Here is a 19,243-nt window from a genome sequence, read left to right as displayed (position 1 = left end):
TGAAAAACTTAAGAGACGGAGGTGGTAGGAGTTTGTCGTTTATCAACTGGCTAAAAGATGTTTGTGAACCCTTAGGTAGACCGCTACAAGAAGAGGACATACCCTCGAAGGCGATTCTCTGGAAGCACCCGGTGACGGGTACGCAGTATTATCTTGAAGCCAGCCGGGCTAGCGAGATCACCCGCCAGGGGTTGGCCCTGGTAATGGTTCTGCTGAAAGAGAAAGGGTCTGACTATGCCGCCGAAAAACTGTCGGACTTTTTCGCCCAGCGCGATATTTTTGAAAGGAAACGGTGGCTTAAGGAAAATGGCTTTCTAAACACTGAGCCGAAAGATAAGGATGATGCGGCTATAAACCACGTCCCACTGGCGGCCCTCTGGCCCGAGTTACCCTTCCCCGGCCGAATCGCTGCAAGGTCAGACAGGAACAGACCGCCGACCGGTTGGCTGCGTGGTGAAGGAAAACCGTGCGTGCGCCTGGCTGATTTTTTGTTATTAAGAACGGGCTTGTTTTATGCCATGTCGGCTGACCGGATTTCCCCGGAAGAATGGCGGGTTCTTCGCCTGACCAGCCTCCTGGAGGGAAGCAATGTTTTTGCACCGGAAAACGAGTTGATTAATTTAAAGTCGATTCCGGACACCCTCCGGTCAATCTATGAAACAGCATCATGGCTGGCCGGGTATTCAGATGAGGTTGAGATAGGGCGAGAACTGGGGCAATTGAAAGTAGACGTAGTTGAGGGCGGGGCCTTCAAAATTAAGGAATATTATCTGGAAACAAACCGCATCAGCGAAATCCGCGGCGCCAGTGTGCTCCTCGATGGCATCAACCGCCGCCGTTATATCCAGATGTTTCGCGAACTGCCCGGGCGAACCACGGAGTCAATCATCTACGCCGGCGGCGGGCGCTTGATGGCGGTAGTGCGGGCAGGAAAAGGTAAAACCGTAGCGGAGGAGATTGAGCGCCTGCACCGGGAGGTGTGTCTTACGGCCCGCGCCGTCGGGGTATCGCACGCGGCAACGGTTTCAGATCTCGCTCAAAAATTTAGCGACTTGCGGGGCCGTTTGGTTGAAGAAATGGCCGATCGTCGCAGCGTACTGGTGCCGGCATGGGAAACAACCGAAGGGGCAATCGACCTCTACGAGAAAGAATTCCACCTGGCAGCGGAGCCACACCTGCTGCCGGAGAAAACAAAAGATTTGTGCGACTCGTGCGGCATTCGTCCAGCCTTCAAGCAGTGGCGGTACGAAGATGAAAGCCGCAATCTCTGCGCCTCTTGTTTGCGGAAACACCTTGTGGGACAGGATGCCAAAAAGTCTGTTTTCGTTGAAGAATACCGGCAATTCTGGCAAGCACGGGGAGAAAATGTTTCTCTAAAGGTTGCTGGCGAGATTGCTGATATTGCCGACAACAACAACGAAATTGCTGTAATTTATGCAGATGGCAACAACTTCGGGTCCCTTTTTGGCCGGTGCGAATCCCTGGCGGGACTGCGCCTGTTGAGCCAGTTCAGTGAAAACGCGGCCTATACGGCTGTTTTTACGGCCCTTAAGGAAAACCAGGCGCTTCTGGAAGGACGGGCAGTGGAAATCATTGCCCTGGGTGGAGATGATATCTTTCTGCTCGTTCCGGCCCGGGCGGCACTACCCCTGGCCGTTACCGCCGGAGAATATTTTGACCGTTTGTTCAAAAATCTCTCGACCTGCGAGGCCGGCCCCACCCTTTCTTTGGGAGTGGTTATTGCCGGGGCCAAGACGCCGGTGCGGTACCTTTTCGAGATGGCTCAGGCGCTTCTCAAAGAAGCGAAAAAGCGTATCTACAAGGCCGGAAAAGAGGCCCGGGAGGGTACCCTGGACATAGCCGTGCTGGCCTCCTACGCCTCCTATCAGGACCATATCGTTTCTTACCGCCAAAGCACCCTGGTGAGGAAAGACGGCATGCGTTTTGAGCCGGATAACCGTAAGCAAAACGCGAAGGCAGGGGCGGTTAAAACCATACTGACACTGCGTCCTTATACCTTCACTGAAGCACGGCGCTTTATGGAGGCGGTCAACCAGCTTCAAGCGACTCCAGCTTCCCGGGCACCGGGCCGGAGCTGGTTTTACGGGTTGCGGGTGGCGGCAGAGCAGTACGGCAGGCAGGTGGCGGAGCTCTTTTTCCGCTATCAATACGCCCGCCTAACCGAAGCCCAGCGCGAGACACTGAAAAAATCCTGGGAGATTATAACAGGGGCAACTTATGAACCCGAGATGTTTTTTCCCAGCAAAGAACGCGGAGAAGAGCGGTACTACTGCCCATGGCTGGACGTGGTGGAACTCTGGAACTATGTCGGCACGGAAGGTGATGACCGGTGAGCCTGGCTAAAGTATGCATTACCTACCGGCTCGAGTTCTTTACACCGGTGCATGTGGGAGCAGGAACGGGCGGTCGCGGCTTCCTGGACAAATATCTTTACCGTGAACGGGATTATCACCAGAAGAAGGATTATCCAATCATTCCCGGATCGACCATCAAGGGACGCCTCCGGGCCGCGGTCACCGCTCTGGCCCGGGCCCAGGTCTACGGTCCGGAGGAAGCTTGCCGGGAAACCGAGGACTGCCCCTGTCTGGTTTGTCTGATTTTCGGTCAAAAGGGTAATCGCCGGGGGCACCTCTACTTTGAGGACGCCCGGCCCACCTATAACGATATCGACCGGTTGGTCGGTGTACGTCCCGGCATCGCCATGGACCGCTACCGGCGGGTGGCCCGTGACAACGCCCTTTATACCGTGGAAACAGTTGGAGGTAAAAACGTGGTTTTTCAGGGCCAGATATGGGGATGGGTTCCGGAGGAAAAACGGCAAACAGTCGTGGCGGCACTCAAAGATGCCTTTGCTTTTAACTATGCCCTGGGATTCGGTAAGAGCAGGGGCTTGGGCTGGTTCCGGGTCCAGGTCGTGGAGGAGGGAAGCGGAAAATGCGGTACGCCGTAACCCTGGAGCTGAAGTCGCCCGCCCTGGTCGGTGACCGGCGTGAGCCTTCGGCTTATTTCCTCCCTTCCCGCGACTTCATTCCCGGCGGGGTGCTGCGGGCTGCCCTGGCACGGGTAATTACCGAGGGCTGTCCCTATTATTCGGAGGCAAGGGGATACCACTGGGTGCGCTTTGCCGCCGGGTCAGAATGCGCCGACTGCATGTGGTGCGGTCTTTGTGCTTCATTTGAACGCGTGCGGTTCAGCCATTTATACAAGGACGGTGCACGGGTGGCACCGCTCACGGCTTACCACTGCAAATTTGATTCCAGCCATTCCACCTTCGACACCCTGCTCGCGCCCGGGCGGCTCCGCTGCCCTGAGTGCAAGGAGCGCGTCGAGCGCGTTTCGGGCTATCTGGATGACGAATACCGTGATGTAGCGGTAAACCGGCGCCTGATAATGCGCCTAGCCGTCGATCCTTACCGTGGCGTGGCCCAGGACCGTCAGCTTTACGCCCTCCGCGTTTTGGACGCAGGCCAAACCTTCCTTGGCTGGCTGGATGTTCCCGATGCTGATACAATTCCTGAAACAGTCGAACTCCGCCTGGGGGCGAAAACAACCGTGGGACTGGGGCGGGCTGCCGTCCGCTTTGAACGGAAGGCCGGGCCCGGCCCGGAAGCCACGAAACAACGTATCGAACGGTTCCAAGAAGCAATCAAGCAATTAACCGAAACTCAACCGGAATACACCTATTTTTCCCTCACCCTGCTTTCCGACGCTCTGCCGGATACGGAGCTGACGCCGAAAACCGGATGGGTTTCCACACCGGAGCTGCGGCAGGAAGTGGCGCAGGCCGTTCTTCCGCCCCCGCTGCGGTCGGCCGGCCCCGCGGTGGAAATTACCAAAGCCGTTGCCGACTTTAAAATTTACGGCGGGTACTGCACAGAGGTAAAAGGTGATGGACGGCAAGAGGCGAGACTGTACATTGCCGCCGGAAGTGTTTTCCTTTGCCGGGTGCGCGGCGAGTTAAATGATGGGCTCCTGCAGGCCCTTTTCCATCTCGAAAATCAGGGCGTGGGTTTGAAGACCGAAGACGGCTACGGTGCGCTGTGCGTCTGCGATGAATTTCACCTGAATAATGGAGGGGTGAGCGATGAAGGTTAGTGAAACGCAGGTATCGGATTTTGAGCTCGAGCGGGCCAGGAAGAAAGATCTCGATGAACTGAAGGAAGAACTGGCGAGAAGGGCAGCAGACTTTTTGAGGGAAGGTAGGCCCAAACCCGAAGGCATCGGGGACAAGCAGATCAAAAACCTGGTCGTAATGGCCCAAATGGCCGCCATACCCCTGGAAATCAAAGCCTTTATCGAATACCAGATGGGACGTGACTCCGGCGGGCAGGGCTGGACGGCAGAGATCAACGGAGAGCCTTTTGGCAGGGCACTTCTTAAGGAGATTGAAGAAATAGAGAAATTAGCAACAGACAAACTAAAAGATAGTAACCGTACCAACGACAAGCGTTTTGTCCTCCTCTGCCTGGCTCATTTCTTCGGGTATTTAAGCTGGCGGGTCAAGTATCTGGATTACCTCAAAAAAGAAAAAGCGCAAAGCAAAAAGCGGCATCCTGGAGGTGATCGTGATGGCGGCAGCCGTTAGATTCCTCTACGACACCTTCTATAACCGGCGGCGCATTACCGGGCGTTTGGTGACCTTAACCCCGTTGCGCATCGGGAGCGGGGAGGCCGTGCCCGACCCCACTGCCATCGACAACCCGGTCATCCGCGATGCTTACGGGCGTCCTTTCATCCCGGGGTCATCTTTCAAGGGGGTGTGGCGGAGCTTTGCCGAGCAGGTTTTGGGGCAACGCGATAACGGCGACCGCGGGTGCTGCGATCCGCTGAGCGCCCCGTGCCTGCCTGCAGAAGAGGTGAAAAAACTCAAGAGAGAGCATAATGACCTCCGGCGGCTGGCCGGCGAAATTTACACCAGGCTATGCCCGGCGTGTCGCATCTTCGGCAGCCCCCACTTTGCCGGCCGGTTACGGGTCAGGGATTTGCTCCTGGATGAGTCCACCTGGCCGGGCTTTTGCGAGGTCCGCCCCGGCGTCGCCATTGACCGGGATACGCGTACCGCTCACACGAAACGCAAGTACGAGATTGAGGCAGTACCGGCCGGAACGGCTTTTACTTTCGAAGCCGTTGTAGAAAACGCCAGCGATGAAGAATGGCGGGATATACTTCTGACGCTGCTGCCCTTTACCCGGGGGGAACTTCCCCTGGGTGGTTGCACCGGGCGCGGCCTGGGCCGGGTGCGCCTGGAGAGTACGCAGGTGGCTTCGGTCACCGCAGCCAACCTGCGCGAATTCCTGGCCCGCGGCTGGAACGGGCTTTCTCCTCAGGACCTGGGAAGCGCCTGTCGCGAAGCGGGGTTGGCTATGGGGGGTGCGGCGGGTGTTTAAGAACTTTCGTAACGAGGCGCGCATCTTTTTCTGGTTACATACCGCCGGGCCGCTTTTAATCAAAGGGCCGGATCAGCCGGGACTTGATCCCCTGCAGCCTGATATGAGTTTTGTCCGGGCCTGGCGGAACGGCAGGGAAGTGCCCTACATCCCTGGTTCCAGCCTCAAGGGTGTTCTGCGCAGCCGGGCGGAACAGATCATCCGGGCGCTGGCACCAGACAGAATGGCTATTCCCGACCCCTTCCAGCGAGGGCGCGATGACGAAATGAAGGATAAACCGGGCGATTACCGCTACTATGCTTCGGACCCTGTAACCCAGCTTTTCGGGCAGACCTATCTGGCGGGACGCCTGCGCTGTGCCGACGCCTTTCCGGTAGAGGACAGGCCTCTAGTTTTGAACGAACGGAACCACGTGGCTATCAACCGGATCACCGGCGCTACGCAGGGAAAGGCACTCTTCAACCCGGAGGTGGTCGAAGAGGGAACCTTTGCCGCCGAGATCAGCCTGACCAATTTTGCGGTTTGGCAGCTTAAGCTGTTGGGCGTACTGCTGCAGGACCTGGACGATGGTTTCCTCCTGCTCGGGGGCAGCACCACCCGGGGTTACGGCCGGGTGCGTGTAGAAAACGCGCAGGTGCTGGTGCGGGATTACCGCCGCGATCCACCCGCGGAAGTACTGCGCGGGTATGAGCACGACGATACTGTACCGGTAGCCGGTTGCCGTTACACCAACAAAGGCTACTGCTGGGAGGCTGCCCGCGAAGGTTTTGAGTGGCTCCTGACCCTTAAAGTTGACTTGGCAGAAACCTTAGAGAGATTGCACCGTAAACAAATGGAAGTGCAACAAAAGTGGGTGAATCACGGTGGCTAAAGGAACCGGAACCATGTTGCGAGACAAGCCTTACGCTTTTGTACCCCTCCTGCCGGTACGCCCGGAAGACCGGCGGGAAGTTGTGCCCCACAACCGGATCGACATCTACCGGCTGACCGGACGGCTGGTTCTGGAGCTGGAGGTTGTCACCCCGTTGCATATTGGCAGCGGATCCTACCGGCTCAATGAAGGACAGATAGTACGTGCCTTTATGCGTCGAGACCAGGTCCCGGTCATTCCAGGTTCTTCTTTGAAAGGTGTGGTAAGGAGCCTGGCCGAGGCAGCATCTCGGAGCTGCCTGGCTCAACCTCCTGGCAAGCCCTGCCAGAGATTGCATGCCGCCACCCCGCCGGGAAACCGCCAGCCGTGCAGCGAAAAGGCCGCCTGCATCACCTGCCGTCTTTTCGGTTTTGTACAAGGGAAAAAGGGTTACCGGGGACGGGTGGTTTTCGGTGAATTCACGCCCTGCGACGAGACGAAATGGGTTGTTGCAGAGCTGCCTCCACTGGAACAACCGTTTAAAGACTACCCCCGCACGCGGGAAAACCGGGGTTGTGGCAACGAACGCCTCTACTACTGCCAGTTTTACAGGGTCGTCGGCTGCGGCGGACCGGCGCACTGTCCCGATTGTACCAAGGAGGAGTGGCTGCGCTGGCGGAACGGTTTAAAAGGCCGGTTGCCAGCCCCGGCTTTTCGCGGGCGCAAGTTTTACCTTCAAGGGGATCCCCGCCAGGGAAACCAGCCCCACGAGTTTGTCCCGCCCGGCGGCCGCTTTCAGGGCGAGGTAACCTTTCATAACCTCGACCGGGAAGAGCTGGCTCTTCTTTGCTTTGCCCTCGGCCTGGACGGTGAGATCCGCCTGGGCCTCGGCTACGGCAAACCTGCTTACTTCGGGACGGTTCGGCTCGGCTTACGAGAGGTGCGCTGGTATACACGGGAATATCTCCCGGCGAAAGCGGTGGAGTTGGACCCCGTAGAACTGGCGCGCAACTACGGCCGCAACGACCCGGACGTTGCCAGGAACGTCGCCCTGTTGCGGGAGATTCTCTCCGGCAAGCGCCGCGGTCCGGCGTGGGGTATGGAGGGGTATTAGCAGAAGGGCAAAAGGAGGTTCGTCCCCAAATGGCTCTGGATAAAGAACGTCTTTTGGAGCTGGCTTACCAGCTCGTCAGGGAGCCGGGTTGGCCGGGCGGTGACCAGAAACCAGGCGGCAGTGCCATTGGAACGGTGGCTGAGATCTTTCGAGAATTTAGCCGCAGGCCGGCGAAGGAAGACCGCCTGCGCCAGGCGCTGTCTATTATCGAAAAACTGCCGGAATGCCCGCTGGCGCGCCACAGTATGCGTGATCAATACCGTGGGATTGTTCAAGCCCTCGGCGTGCATAATGGTCAGGTCAAGCATCCGGTACTCAAGGACCTTTCTTTTGAAGAACTGGCCTACGTGATCGGGTGGGTCGCCCGGTTGCACCGGGCATTTGCCGGTCCGGTTACAGATCTACCGGAAGGTGTGACGCCGGAGCGTGACCCGTGGAAAGACGTGCCTGCCGGCAGGCAAAGCCGGCCGGAAACTGGCAGCACCGGAAAATCCGGCAAAGTCTCCGGCAGAACGTCCTCGGGAGAAAGGAACCGCCGGAGTGATGCTGATGATATCGACCCGAGGCTGGCCGTGCTTAAAAACTGGACCGGCTTTAAAGATACAAAAAACGAGGGCTAGGGTTTCTGATAAAGCTTTTTGATATAGATTTGGTTTCTAATTTCATTGTGGAAAGAATTTTGCTGGTAAAAACCCGACCAGTGGAAAAAACCCAATAAGAAGAACACCGCCAAGATCGAAGCGATCAAGAGAACGATGGATATATAAATGTCTTACCGGTATACTTCAAAACAGTGCTAAAAGACCCGACGATTATAAAAGACGGCAATCCAGGTTATGTACTGGCGGCAATAAACTGATTCTTTCCCCAGAGAGGAGAAATAAAATGCCTTACCTGATTGTTTCTACAGTGGGTACCAGCCTGTTAACTAATTATGTCAACAGGCAAAAAGACCAGGATTTAAGCCTGATCTTCAGAGACACGGCCAATGCTGTAGAAAAAGAGCTAACATCCCACCAGAGGGATATGATCGATGAAATTATTCAGAAAGTGGATGCCGAACTGCGGAACGCCGCTTTTAAAGAATTGCCACGGTTGAGTGCCGAGTTAAGGGGGCTCCTGGGTTATTATGGTCGCGAATTTCATTCCCGAAACACCGGCATGGATCACCATGTCCTTGTGGCCACCGATACCTATCAGGGCCGTGAAGCGGCCCGTTTACTTGAGGAGCATTTAAAAAGGCTGGGATTTAATTCAGTTGAGATTCTGGTACCACCGGGACTAAGCACCAGGGACTGCAGAAGTTTTACCGCCGGGGTAAATGAGGTTGTCAGGTGGTGCGAGCAGACTCTGGCCGGTTACCGGCAGCACCGTTATCATATTGTTTTTAATCTGGTGGGCGGTTTTAAAAGTTTGCAGGGGTATATGAATACCCTGGGGATGTTTTACGCCGATGAAATAATTTATATTTTCGAAGCGCCATCGGCGGATCTCATTCGCATTCCCCGCCTGCCGGTGGTTTTGGACGAAATACCGGTTTTACAGGAAAAAGCGGTTCTTTTCGCCCTTATGGAGAACGGTTACTTTGCGCGGGAGGAAGAGGTAAAAGGTATCCCGGAGATTTACCTGGACTCCGACGGAGAGGGAAGCTATACCCTGAGTACCTGGGGACTGTTGATGTGGGAACGGCATAAGCAAAAGATTCTGGGCAGCGATCATCTTTTACCGTTCCCGGCCCTGGCTTATGAGCGAAGCTTCGAGAAAGATTTCATGGACATCACGGACAAAGCCAGGCGGGCGGATATCCAGACAACCCTGGCTAAAGTGTCCCTGCTTTTTCGCGAGCAGGGCCTTGCGGGTTTGCGTAAGGATAGTGGTCTGCTTTACGAAACTTATAAGGGCAGGCCGGGAAACATCGGGCATTTCCGTCTTAACCAGGACTGGCGGGTTTCCTGCCGTCCTGAAGGTAATATCCTGCGTTTGCGCCATGTCGGTCCACATGATGTTAATGACAATCCATAAATAAAGCCCTATGGCCGGTGGATTCCGGCCTTTCCTGCCCCCGGTTATACAGGCAGTTGTCAGAGAGGAAGGTAGAAATATGCAGCTGACCATCTATTTCCATGCCCCCGGCCCGTTGGCCATTCCGGTGCACTACGGCACCCTGCTCCAGGGGCTCATCTATCACCAGATGCAAAACCCGGTTTTGCGCACCTACCTGCATGAGCAGGGCTTTGTCCTGGAAAAGCGCCGCTTCAAGCTTTTTACCTTTTCCCGGCTGATGGGCCGGGCAGTGAGGTATGACCGGGATAGCGGGCGTTTGATTTATACGCCGCCGCTCAAGCTGGTCATCTGTTCACCCATTCCTTTTATCCTGCAGGAGTTGGGCACCGGTTTTTTGCGGCAAGGTCAGGTCCGCCTGGGTGATGTCCGGCTGGAAGTGAAGGAAATGTCCGCCGCCAGCCCCCGGGTACAAACACAACCGGTACGGGTGCGGATGCTTTCTCCGGTGGTGGTTTACAGCACCATGGAGTCGCAGGACGGGCGCTCCTACACCTATTACTACGCACCTTTTGAACCCCGCTTTACCGAACTGGTAGGCGCCAACCTGGTCAAAAAGCATTTGCTCATTCATGGGCGTCCGGCCCTCCTGGATGGCTTCAGCATCCTGCCGGCGGCCCTGGAGGAGAGGGATCTGAAAATCACCCGCTACAAAGATATCATTATTAAGGGCTGGATGGGCGACTACCTGTTGCAGGGGGATCCGCATCTTCTCCAAGTGGCCCTGGATGCCGGCCTGGGAGCGAAAAACTCCCAGGGTTACGGCTGCTGTATGCTCCTGGATGGGTAAACCTTTCTCCAGCACCTTGACAGCAGGTGTTGACCATCCAGATGACCGCTGTATGGTATTGGGCTACCAAATATAACAGTAGCCGGTTCTCTGGTCGTCGGGGTAAAGATCTGATAATTTATGGATTGTGGTCCAGTTGGGTTTTCTGTTGGGGTAGTCCAGGTTTGTGGCGGAACGGGAAAAAAATCTCCTTGCTGCTAAATTGGACTGCCAAAAATTTGACGGACTGCTATGTTAGAATAAACCAACAGGGGCCGCAAAAATTTTCAAGGGGGTGATTAATTCTGTTAGAAGCTGTATCCCTGGTGGGAAGAACCCTGGCCCTGGGCGGTGAGGATCCCATCGCTGATTTGATCAGACCGGTGGCCAAACCGCCCCGGGTGGAAAGAATCTACCTGGTGAAGCTGAACTTTCAGATTAGCGAAAATGGCCCGCGCCTGGATGCGGATATGGAGGAGATCGATTCGTCCGTGCTGTACCGCTACCGCTGGGTTGGCAATAGAAAGGGCAGCCGACCCCAGTTGTACCTGACCACGGATAATCTGGATTATCTGGTGGGACAGGCATTGCCCAACCTGCGGGCGGCCATGGAAGAAATGGGCCGGCAGGATACCCGCCTTTATCAGGGGCTGCTCCAGATTACGGAACATTTCTTTCAAAAACTGCCCGACGGCAGCCCGGTGCTGGACCCAGAGAAACCCGGCCTTGCCGGGGAGGATTTTCTGGCCATTGCCTGGGAGGGAACGACGGGCAAGCCCCGGGAAAGGGCACGGGGTGTAATCGGGAAGGTGGCGGACCAGGTCAAAAAGTTTGCGCTGGCCGAGCTGGGTATTAAATCCTCCGAAGCGGCCCTCTGGACGGTCCTTTTTAATGGGGAGCCCCTGGCTACGGATCCCGCCTATGCGGCAGTGGTGGTCCGGAGCAGGGAGGGTGCCGTGGCCGAGGGCGGTCAGAAGAGCCTGCGGGGAATATGTTCCGTCTGTGGCGGGGAGAACCGGCCGGTGACCTATGACCTTTCGCAGCTAGTTTTCCTGAAATATTACATCAATGACAAAAAAGGTTTTGCCTCGGGAGTGAGCGATGAGGGTTTCAAGAAAACTTTCCTGGTCTGCTCCGCTTGCTTCCGGTCCCTGCTCCTGGCCGAAGAGTACATCCGCCAGCATCTGGGCCTGCGCATCGGGCAGCAGATCAAGTTCCTGGTCCTGCCCGTCTTTCTTATTGAACCGGACATGGGCCGGGAAGATCTGGAGGCATGGGCGGGAAGACTGCGGGCGCGGGTGGGCACCCTGTCCAGTGCGGCGGTCTGGCTGGAGAAGATTGCCGGCAGGGGCGGGCTGGAAACCGAACTGGCGTATTTCCTGGAGGAACAGCCCCAGGACAACCTGGCGCTGCTGAACTTTCTTTTCTACCAGTACCAGGAGAACCAGAGCGAGTTCCGGGTGCTGGGGCTGGTGAAGGATGTGGCCCCCGGCCGGATATCTCACCTTTTACGTCACAGTTACCGGCTGGCGGTAAAGGGGGAGGCCCTTTTAGGGGCTGACCACCGATCCTGGTGGCTGGATCTGACCTGCATCTATCGCTTGATTCCCATCAGCGAAGGCCAGCGGGGGGCCGAGCATAAAAAGCTTCTCTACACATACGAAGCCTTGCTCGGGGAACAACCGGTTAATTATCATTTTCTCATCCGGCAGTTCGTGGCCCTGGCCGCCATTTTCCAGACCGGCCGCTTTGCCGGCACCAACATCCTGCCACCCCAGGCGGGATACGAGGAACTGGAGATGGGGCGGCGGGTATTGCAGGCCAACCTGCTGCTGAAGCTTTTGCGGGAAGAAAATCTTTTGGAGGGAGGATGGCCTTTGCCTGGCGTTTGCGAACTGGAGGGCCTGAACGGGGCCATGCAGGATTACCTGCGGGAAATGGATTACAACGGGCCGGCCACCGCCCTGTTCCTGCTGGGTTACTTGATGAACCAGGTGGGCCGGGAACAGGCCGAAGCCGGGTACAAACAAAAACCTGTGCTGGAGAAGTTAAATTACGCGGGCATGCTCTGGTCAAAGGTGATGCGGCTGTCCAATATGGTTTTTGACCAGCTGCGCCAGTACGACATCCTGCGTTACAACGAAGGACTCTTTGCCATTATGAAAAAGTTGTTTGACGCCCACCGGGAACAATGGCCTTTTTCACCGGAGGAAAACGTGTTTTATATCTTATCCGGCTATGCCTACGCCACCCGGGCGGCCATGAAGGCCAAAGCCGACCGGGAAAATAGTAACGAAGGAGGAGGAACCGGCCAGTGAATGAAGTGATCCGGCAAAACAGTGAGATTTTGTTCCTGTACGACGCCAAAATGTGCAACCCCAACGGCGATCCAGACGATGAGAACCGCCCGCGCATGGATACCGACCGGGAGCGCTGCCTGGTATCCGATGTCAGGCTTAAACGCTATATCCGGGACTATCTGGAAGAGATGAACCATACCATTTACGTCACCAAGTCGGAAGGCCTGGGGGAAGCCGCTGACCGCTTAAAGCAGGTTCTGGGGCATGAACCCACCGGTGCCGACCTGCCCGTTCTGCTGACCAAACTGGTGGATGTGCGTCTCTTTGGCGCCACCATGCCCATTAGGGGTGAGCGGCGGGGGGCGGGGGAGGCCGTCAACCTCACCGGGCCGGTGCAGTTTACCTGGGGATATTCCCTGAACAAGGTGCAGCTGGTGGATTCGGTGACCATATCCTCGCAATTTTCCACCCGCGCAACGGCGCGGCAGGGGACCTTTGGCAAGGACTACCGGCTGTATTACGCCCTCATTGGTTTCCACGGGGTAATCAGCGCCCGGCGGGCGGCGGCCATGCTGGCCCGGGCCGGGGGAGACGTGAATGCTGCCACGAGCGAGGCCGATGTGGCCCTCCTGGATGAAGCCATGCTGAAAGCCATTCCCCTGCTGGCCACCCGCTCCAAAATCGGCCAGTACCCACGCCTGTATGCCCGCTTTGTTTTTACTGATGCCGAAACCTTCATGGGCGATCCCCGGGAAGACCTTCAGCTGAATCCGGCGAAAGGCCTCAGGGCCGTGCAGGATTTCACCCTGGAATTAAAGGGCTTGGCCAGGCGGCTGTCACGGGTGCGGGAGCGCCTGGACCGGGTATACATCTGGCAGGACGCCGAGCTGCGTACGGTGGTGGACGGGCAGGAGGTCAGCATGGCCGGGTGGCTGGGCTATATACTGGGTCCCGATAGAGTGAAAACCCTGGGAAGGACTTGATATTTTGAAACAGGTGCTGATTTTCGACCTGCTGGGGCCCATGGCCCACTTCCGCAAGTACTATACCAACTCCTCCTCCCTGACCTACGGTTTTCCGCCGCGCACCGTATTGATGGGTGTGGTGGCCGCTGTCCTGGGATATGAGCGGGATTCGTACTATGAGGAACTGGACCGGGGGCGGTTTTCGGTGGTGATCAAGGTGCCGGGGCGCCGCCTGATCCAGACCGTGAACTACGTGCGGACCAAAAAGGAAGACCTGACCGAGTTAAGGCGCCTGGGCCGGGCGCGGGGCACCCAGGTACCCCTGGAGTTTTTGTTGCCGGCCCGCGGAAACCACAATTTATGCTTCCGTATTTTTTTCACCCACCCCGATACCGGCCTGGTGGAGGAGGCCGTCTACCGGTTGAGGGAAAACCGGTCTTACTACCCCCTTTACCTGGGGTTGACCGAGTGCATTGCCCGGGGGGAGTATGTGCTGCTGGCCGGCCGGGGTGATTACCAGGTCGTTCCGCCGGGGAGCCAGGTTAGCCTGAACTCCGTTTTGAATGCCGCCCTGCTGCAGGAAGTGCTGCTGGCAAAAAACAAAGGTGCCTGTCGGCTGATCCGGGAAAAGGCGCCCCACAGCTTCGGTTCGGGGCGCACCCTGCGTCCACCGGTGTCCATTATTTACGAAGACCGGGGCCAACCTTTTACGGCCCGTTTGCATGTGTCGGCCTACCGCTTCCTTTTTCCCAATGGAGAGGAAGAAACGGTGGCTTTTCTGGAGGGGTAGAAGTGCTTTACTACGCCCATAAGGATGGACGGCGGTATCATCTTTTAAGCATTCACCTGGCCCGGGTGGCGGCAGGGGCCGCCGCCCGGCTGCAGTCCCTGCCGGGCCGCCGGGAACTTATCCCGGCAGCAGTGCTGGCCGGCCTGGCCCATGATTTCGGCAAGTACACCACTTACTTTCAGCGCTACCTGCGGCAGGGCCGGGGTGGGTCGGCCAAACAGCACGCCTTCATTTCGGGCCTCTGGGCGGCCCACCTGGCCGCCCGGCTTGATCTTCCCGTTTCGCTGCGGCTGGCGGTTTTCCTGGCCGTGATCCGGCATCATCAAGGACTGGCCACCCCGGATGAGTTCCTGGTACCTGAGCGGGATCTATCCCTGCCTTCCTGGGATACTCTCGACCCGACGGTCAGCGGGCGGTTGCGCGTGGTAAAAGACCAGGTGGCCGACCTGCGCAATCAGGCCGGTACGGTGGCCAGATCCCTCTTTTGGGCCGCCAGGCGGGCCGCGCTGTTCCTGGACGGGCAGGGCCTGGCAGTACCGGACTGGCTGGGGCTGAACTGGTCCCGGATTCTGCAGGAGTTTCTGGACCAGTGGACGGCTGCCTATGGAGAGCTGTACGGTCAATGGCGAAGGCTGAAGCGCCGGGCCGAAAAGGACCTGAAAAACTATTTCGATACATTAAGTCTTTTTTCCGCCCTTATCGATGCGGATAAAATTCATGCCGCGGGTGTGGAAGAAGGAAAGCGGGCCATCTTTCCCGCAGAAGGAGAACTGGTGGAACGGTACCGTGCCGTCCGGTTCAGTACGCCCCGGACTACCATGGAAATGCTGCGGGAAAATCTCTACCGGAATGTCACTGCCCGGATAAAGGAGGCCCCACCGGGGCAGAGAATTTTTACCATCACTGCCCCTACCGGCTCCGGGAAGACACTGGCCGGAATGCAAGCCGCCCTTTACCTGCGCGGCCGGTTAACCGCCGCCAGTGGCCTGCCGCCCCGCATTATTTACGCCCTTCCCTTTACCAGTATCATTGATCAGACATTTGGCGTGGGGGAAGATGTATTGCGGGCGGCCCTTGCTGCTCCCGGTGCCTGCGTTCCAACCTCCTGGCTTTTAAAACACCACCACCTGGCAGAAATTCGCTACCAGGAAAGGGGTGACGACGACGGGAGGTCTCTTGACGAGGCGCTCATGCTTATCGAAAGCTGGCAGAGCGAGATGGTGATTACCACCTTCGTTCAGCTTTTTCATACTTTAATTGGTTATGAAAACAGGATGCTGAAGAAGTTCTGCCGGCTGGGGGGCGCTATCCTCATCCTGGATGAGGTGCAGAACATTCCGGTGGAATACTGGCCCCTGGTGGAAGAGACCCTGCGCCGGGCATGCGGGCAGCTGGACCTGCGGGTCATTCTCATGACTGCCACCCGCCCGGAATGGTTCAGTGATCATGAAATCATGGAACTGGCCGGGGATCCGGATACCGTTCGGCAGCAGTTCCAGGCGGTGAACCGGGTCATTGTTTCCACGGATATTACCCCGCTGACGGTGGACTTAGCGGCGGCAGATTTTCTGCGCTGCTACCGTCCCGGCCGCTCTTACCTGGTGGTATTGAACACCATCAAAAGCTCCATAGCCTTTTACGCGGCGCTGCGGGAGGAATGGGGCGGGAAAGGGCCGCCCCTTTACTACCTTTCCACGAATATCATTCCGGCCGAGCGGGAGCGGCGCCTGAAGGAAATACGCGCCCGGCTGGAGCGGGGGGAGAAGCCGGTCCTGGTGTCCACCCAGGTGGTGGAGGCCGGTGTGGACCTGGATTTTGACGAAGTATGGCGGGACCTGGGACCGGTGGATTCAGTGGTTCAGGTGGCCGGGCGCTGCAACCGTCACTTTCAGCGGCCGCAGGGGAATGTCCGCCTGCTGCACCTGGTTGATCAGGCAGGTGATGGGGGCCGGTCCCTGGCTTCCTTTGTCTACGGCAAAATTCATACCCTGGCCGCCCGCCGGCTCTTTGCGGCCCGGCCGTACCTTGAGGAACCGGACTTTTTTGATGCCGTGGACGATTACTTCCGCACCGTGCGCCAGGGCAAATCCATGGCCGAAAGCGAGGGGCTGCTGGAGGCCATGGCAAAGTTGCGCTTTACCATGGAGACGGTGGGCGAGGAGGGCCCGGCTGTACAGGACTTCGCCCTGATCCGGGACCTGCCGCACTATGTGCAGGTTTTCGTCTGTACGGACGCTGCTGCGGAAGACGTATGGAACCGCTATCAAGCTACCGTGGCCGGGGAGCGGGACCTGAAGCGCCGGAGGGAGGCCTTCCTCATCCTCAAACGGGATTTCCTGCGCTACCTGGTTTCCGTGCCGGCAGCTCTCCTGCTGCACCGGCTGGGCAGCGAATCACGACCACCGGTGATACCTCCCCACCTGCTCGAGGAGTTCTACGATGCGCAGACCGGTTTCAAGCGGGTTAAAGATGAGGGTGCGCTGATCTATTGAGCCGGGAGTGGTGGAATGTCCGGCAAAGGCCGGTAGTTCTGGAGCCGGTCAAGGTGGTGAAAAGGCTGTGGCAACGGATATCCGGGTGATCGGAAGTTTCGTTCAGGCCATGATGATCTGCCCGCGGCAGGTCTGGCTTATGTCGCGGCAGATCTGCCCCGATGAGGACAACGTGTTCCTGGAACTGGGGCGCCTGATAGGATCTCACGCCTATGGACGCGAGCGCAAGGAGGTACACCTGGGGCACCTGTGCCTGGACCTGGTGCGCCGCGGTGGGCGTGAATTTGTGGTGGGTGAGGTCAAGAAGTCCTCCCGGGCCCGGGAAGCGGCCCGGATGCAGCTGGCCTTTTATCTTTACGAACTGCGGGAAATGGGAATTGAGGCCGAGGGGGAACTGCTGTTTCCCGAGGAGCGCCGGCGGGAGCGGGTGGTGCTGGATGTGGGGTTGACGCAACAGGTGGAGGATTTGAAAAGGCGCATTATTGCCGTTATTTACCGGGATAAACCCCCGCCGCCACAGAAAATATCATTTTGCTCCAAATGTGCTTACGCTGAGTTATGCTGGGCATAGAAGCGCCCGCCCGCACATTTTTCGCCTTTCCCTGGTGAAATAATCGCCTTCCAGGGTTATACCGCTGAAATGGTACTGGTGCATAAGAGGTGGTCCCATGCAAAAAACCCTGTATCTATTTGCCAGTGGCCGGCTGAAGCGCAAGGATAATACCGTCTGCGTGGAAAGCGAGGAGGGGACGAAATATTTCCCTGTAACCAGCCTGCGGGACATTGTCGTTTTTGGCGAGGTGGATCTGAACAAAAAGCTGCTGGAGTTCATGCAGGAGAATGAAGTTATATTGCACTTTTTCGGCCACTATGGGAATTATGTAGGGAGCTTTTATCCCCGGGAACATTATAATTCCGGGTATGTGATCCTCCGCCAGGCCGAACACTACCTGGATCCCGGCCGTCGTCTTAACCTGGCACGAAAGTTCGTGGAGGGTGCGCTGGCCAACATCCTGCAGGTGCTGCGCTACTACCAGAACAGGGGGAAGGATCTGGCTCCATACATCGAACCCATTGCCTGCCTGGCCGGGGACAGATTGCCCCTCTGCGGCAATATTGAAGAGCTCATGGCCATTGAAGGCAACGCCCGGGCCTATTATTACGACAGTTTTAACATTATTCTGGAAGGGGCTCCGTTTGTCATCAAAGGGCGCAGCAAACGGCCCCCTGCAGATCCCCTCAATGCGCTTATCAGTTTCGGTAATTCGCTGATTTATACCAAGGTTCTCACCGAAATCTACAAGACTCACCTGGACCCGCGCATCGGCTATCTGCACGCCACGAACTTCCGCCGTTTTACCTTGAACCTGGATGTGGCGGAAATCTTCAAGCCCATTTTTGCCGACCGCGTGCTTTTTACCCTGGTGGGCAAAAAGATGATCGGATCGGGTGATTTTGAACGCCACGGTACGGCTGTCCTGCTCAAGGAGTCAGGCCGCCGCCTTTACGTGAAAGAACTGGAGGATAAGCTTCAGACCACCTTCTATCACCGGCGCCTCAAGCGCAATGTCAGTTACCAAACCCTGATACGGCTGGAATTGTACAAGCTGGAGAAACACCTGATCGGGGAGGAAACCTATGAGCCCTTTGTAAGCCGCTGGTAATGAGGTGTTCTTCTTCATATCACCGGGGAGCTGCTATCTCCTTGGCAGGCCCTGGCCCGTGATCTCTTCAATGGACATGTATACGTACTTCAGGAGCTCATTAGTAGGCTCCTGGCCCGGGAGGTGTCGGAATGTACGTCATCCTTGTATACGATGTAAATGTTGCCCGTGTGGGCAAGGTGCTGAAAATTGCGCGGAAATACCTGAACTGGGTTCAAAACTCGGTCCTGGAGGGCGAGCTGACCGAAGCAACCTTTCGTGCGTTGAAGGCCGACATGGAGCGAATTATCGATCCGGAAGAGGATTCGCTCCTCTTTTATGTCCTGGGAAACCAGAAATATGCTAAAAGAGAGCTGATAGGGATAAAGAAAGGTGGGGAGGAGTGGATCTTTTAGCAGGATTTTTGTCGTCGATGTCCAATAATGCAAAAAGCACCGGGGAACGACGACAACCTGCCGAAGAGCGGAAATTGGCGCGCGGCGCGGCGTAGACGGTTTTCGGCCCAGCCGGGTGTAAGCATAAAGTAGTGGGCGGTACGAAGGATAACTCTTAATTTATGCGCCAAGAACGGGTTTCCAGCCTACCTATGAGGGATTGAAACGTTTTGAAATGATTCAATCCTGTTTTGTGCCTCTTGCGTTTCCAGCCTACCTATGAGGGATTGAAACCCGGGATTTTTTGTTGAAAAGGCAAAGGCGGTGACTGCGTTTCCAGCCTACCTATGAGGGATTGAAACTAGAAAAGAAAAGCGGCTGGAACGCCGGATGTTACCGTTTCCAGCCTACCTATGAGGGATTGAAACCCCTGATTTACACTTTTAAAAAATTGTT

Annotated in this window: 17 protein-coding genes; all 17 read left to right on the top strand. The window is 56.9% G+C overall.

Annotated features, from left to right (window positions below):
* Nucleotides 1-32 precede the first annotated feature (32 nt).
* The 17 genes from BUA65_RS07130 to cas2 all read left to right on the top strand — a co-directional run bounded on the left by BUA65_RS07130 (nucleotide 33) and on the right by cas2 (nucleotide 18,808).
* Nucleotides 33-2,354, top strand: coding sequence for a Cas10/Cmr2 second palm domain-containing protein (locus BUA65_RS07130; protein WP_131821472.1), 2,322 nt, complete (start codon nucleotides 33-35; stop codon nucleotides 2,352-2,354).
* The gene (locus BUA65_RS07125; protein WP_072868423.1) at nucleotides 2,351-2,971 is read left to right on the top strand and encodes an RAMP superfamily CRISPR-associated protein; all 621 of its coding nucleotides are present in this window, start codon (nucleotides 2,351-2,353) and stop codon (nucleotides 2,969-2,971) included. Before BUA65_RS07130 ends, BUA65_RS07125 begins: the two co-directional genes overlap by 4 nt.
* A complete protein-coding gene (locus BUA65_RS07120) occupies nucleotides 2,956-4,116 on the top strand; it encodes a type III-B CRISPR module-associated Cmr3 family protein (protein ID WP_072868422.1) in 1,161 nt (386 codons plus the stop codon). The genes BUA65_RS07125 and BUA65_RS07120 overlap by 16 nt, the downstream gene beginning before the upstream one ends.
* Nucleotides 4,106-4,606: a hypothetical protein gene (locus BUA65_RS07115; protein ID WP_072868420.1), complete on the top strand. Its 501-nt coding sequence runs from the start codon at nucleotides 4,106-4,108 to the stop codon at nucleotides 4,604-4,606. The genes BUA65_RS07120 and BUA65_RS07115 overlap by 11 nt, the downstream gene beginning before the upstream one ends.
* A complete protein-coding gene (gene csx7 / locus BUA65_RS07110; RefSeq protein WP_072868418.1) occupies nucleotides 4,590-5,408 on the top strand; it encodes a type III CRISPR-associated RAMP protein Csx7 in 819 nt (272 codons plus the stop codon). The genes BUA65_RS07115 and csx7 overlap by 17 nt, the downstream gene beginning before the upstream one ends.
* Entirely contained in the window at nucleotides 5,401-6,279 is an 879-nt protein-coding gene (locus tag BUA65_RS07105) for an RAMP superfamily CRISPR-associated protein (RefSeq protein ID WP_072868416.1), read from the top strand. Before csx7 ends, BUA65_RS07105 begins: the two co-directional genes overlap by 8 nt.
* The gene (locus BUA65_RS07100; protein WP_072868414.1) at nucleotides 6,272-7,372 is read left to right on the top strand and encodes an RAMP superfamily CRISPR-associated protein; all 1,101 of its coding nucleotides are present in this window, start codon (nucleotides 6,272-6,274) and stop codon (nucleotides 7,370-7,372) included. The genes BUA65_RS07105 and BUA65_RS07100 overlap by 8 nt, the downstream gene beginning before the upstream one ends.
* A 29-nt stretch (nucleotides 7,373-7,401) precedes the next feature.
* Nucleotides 7,402-7,992 (top strand): hypothetical protein, encoded by a 591-nt coding sequence (locus tag BUA65_RS07095; RefSeq protein ID WP_072868412.1) that lies wholly within the window; start codon nucleotides 7,402-7,404, stop codon nucleotides 7,990-7,992.
* Between the two features lie 265 nt (nucleotides 7,993-8,257).
* Nucleotides 8,258-9,394, top strand: coding sequence for a putative CRISPR-associated protein (locus tag BUA65_RS07090; RefSeq protein ID WP_072868410.1), 1,137 nt, complete (start codon nucleotides 8,258-8,260; stop codon nucleotides 9,392-9,394).
* Nucleotides 9,395-9,473: 79 nt separating this feature from the next.
* Entirely contained in the window at nucleotides 9,474-10,223 is a 750-nt protein-coding gene (cas6, locus tag BUA65_RS07085) for a CRISPR-associated endoribonuclease Cas6 (RefSeq protein WP_072868408.1), read from the top strand.
* Nucleotides 10,224-10,504: 281 nt separating this feature from the next.
* Complete coding sequence (locus BUA65_RS07080) at nucleotides 10,505-12,520, top strand: TIGR02556 family CRISPR-associated protein (RefSeq protein WP_084062132.1); 2,016 nt, start codon at nucleotides 10,505-10,507, stop codon at nucleotides 12,518-12,520.
* On the top strand, nucleotides 12,517-13,485 hold the full coding sequence (gene cas7b / locus BUA65_RS07075) for a type I-B CRISPR-associated protein Cas7/Csh2 (RefSeq protein ID WP_072868405.1): 969 nt from the start codon (nucleotides 12,517-12,519) through the stop codon (nucleotides 13,483-13,485). The genes BUA65_RS07080 and cas7b overlap by 4 nt, the downstream gene beginning before the upstream one ends.
* A 13-nt stretch (nucleotides 13,486-13,498) precedes the next feature.
* Nucleotides 13,499-14,257 carry a CRISPR-associated protein Cas5 gene (gene cas5, locus BUA65_RS07070; protein WP_242656257.1) on the top strand — a complete coding sequence of 253 codons (759 nt, stop codon included), beginning with the start codon at nucleotides 13,499-13,501 and terminating at the stop codon, nucleotides 14,255-14,257.
* Nucleotides 14,258-14,259: 2 nt separating this feature from the next.
* Complete coding sequence (locus tag BUA65_RS07065) at nucleotides 14,260-16,749, top strand: CRISPR-associated helicase/endonuclease Cas3 (RefSeq protein ID WP_072868401.1); 2,490 nt, start codon at nucleotides 14,260-14,262, stop codon at nucleotides 16,747-16,749.
* A 67-nt stretch (nucleotides 16,750-16,816) separates the two neighbouring features.
* Complete coding sequence (cas4, locus tag BUA65_RS07060) at nucleotides 16,817-17,320, top strand: CRISPR-associated protein Cas4 (protein WP_072868399.1); 504 nt, start codon at nucleotides 16,817-16,819, stop codon at nucleotides 17,318-17,320.
* 97 nt (nucleotides 17,321-17,417) lie between these two features.
* The gene (cas1b, locus tag BUA65_RS07055) at nucleotides 17,418-18,413 is read left to right on the top strand and encodes a type I-B CRISPR-associated endonuclease Cas1b (RefSeq protein ID WP_072868398.1); all 996 of its coding nucleotides are present in this window, start codon (nucleotides 17,418-17,420) and stop codon (nucleotides 18,411-18,413) included.
* A 131-nt stretch (nucleotides 18,414-18,544) separates the two neighbouring features.
* The gene (cas2, locus tag BUA65_RS07050; protein WP_072868396.1) at nucleotides 18,545-18,808 is read left to right on the top strand and encodes a CRISPR-associated endonuclease Cas2; all 264 of its coding nucleotides are present in this window, start codon (nucleotides 18,545-18,547) and stop codon (nucleotides 18,806-18,808) included.
* Nucleotides 18,809-19,243: the final 435 nt, after the last annotated feature.

The sequence above is a fragment of the Desulfofundulus thermosubterraneus DSM 16057 genome, from assembly GCF_900142025.1.
Lineage (GTDB): Bacteria > Bacillota > Desulfotomaculia > Desulfotomaculales > Desulfovirgulaceae > Desulfofundulus > Desulfofundulus thermosubterraneus.
This window is presented reverse-complemented; position numbering and strand designations above follow the sequence as displayed.

What these genes read in the sequence shown, in the direction of transcription:
- BUA65_RS07095 (WP_072868412.1), top strand. Translation starts at nt 7,402, where the DNA reads ATGGCTCTGGATAAAGAACGTCTTTTGGAGCTGGCTTACCAGCTCGTC.
- cas6 (WP_072868408.1), top strand. Translation starts at nt 9,474, where the DNA reads ATGCAGCTGACCATCTATTTCCATGCCCCCGGCCCGTTGGCCATTCCG.
- cas2 (WP_072868396.1), top strand. Translation starts at nt 18,545, where the DNA reads ATGTACGTCATCCTTGTATACGATGTAAATGTTGCCCGTGTGGGCAAG.
- BUA65_RS07115 (WP_072868420.1), top strand. Translation starts at nt 4,106, where the DNA reads ATGAAGGTTAGTGAAACGCAGGTATCGGATTTTGAGCTCGAGCGGGCC.
- BUA65_RS07120 (WP_072868422.1), top strand. Translation starts at nt 2,956, where the DNA reads ATGCGGTACGCCGTAACCCTGGAGCTGAAGTCGCCCGCCCTGGTCGGT.
- csx7 (WP_072868418.1), top strand. Translation starts at nt 4,590, where the DNA reads ATGGCGGCAGCCGTTAGATTCCTCTACGACACCTTCTATAACCGGCGG.
- cas1b (WP_072868398.1), top strand. Translation starts at nt 17,418, where the DNA reads ATGCAAAAAACCCTGTATCTATTTGCCAGTGGCCGGCTGAAGCGCAAG.
- BUA65_RS07090 (WP_072868410.1), top strand. Translation starts at nt 8,258, where the DNA reads ATGCCTTACCTGATTGTTTCTACAGTGGGTACCAGCCTGTTAACTAAT.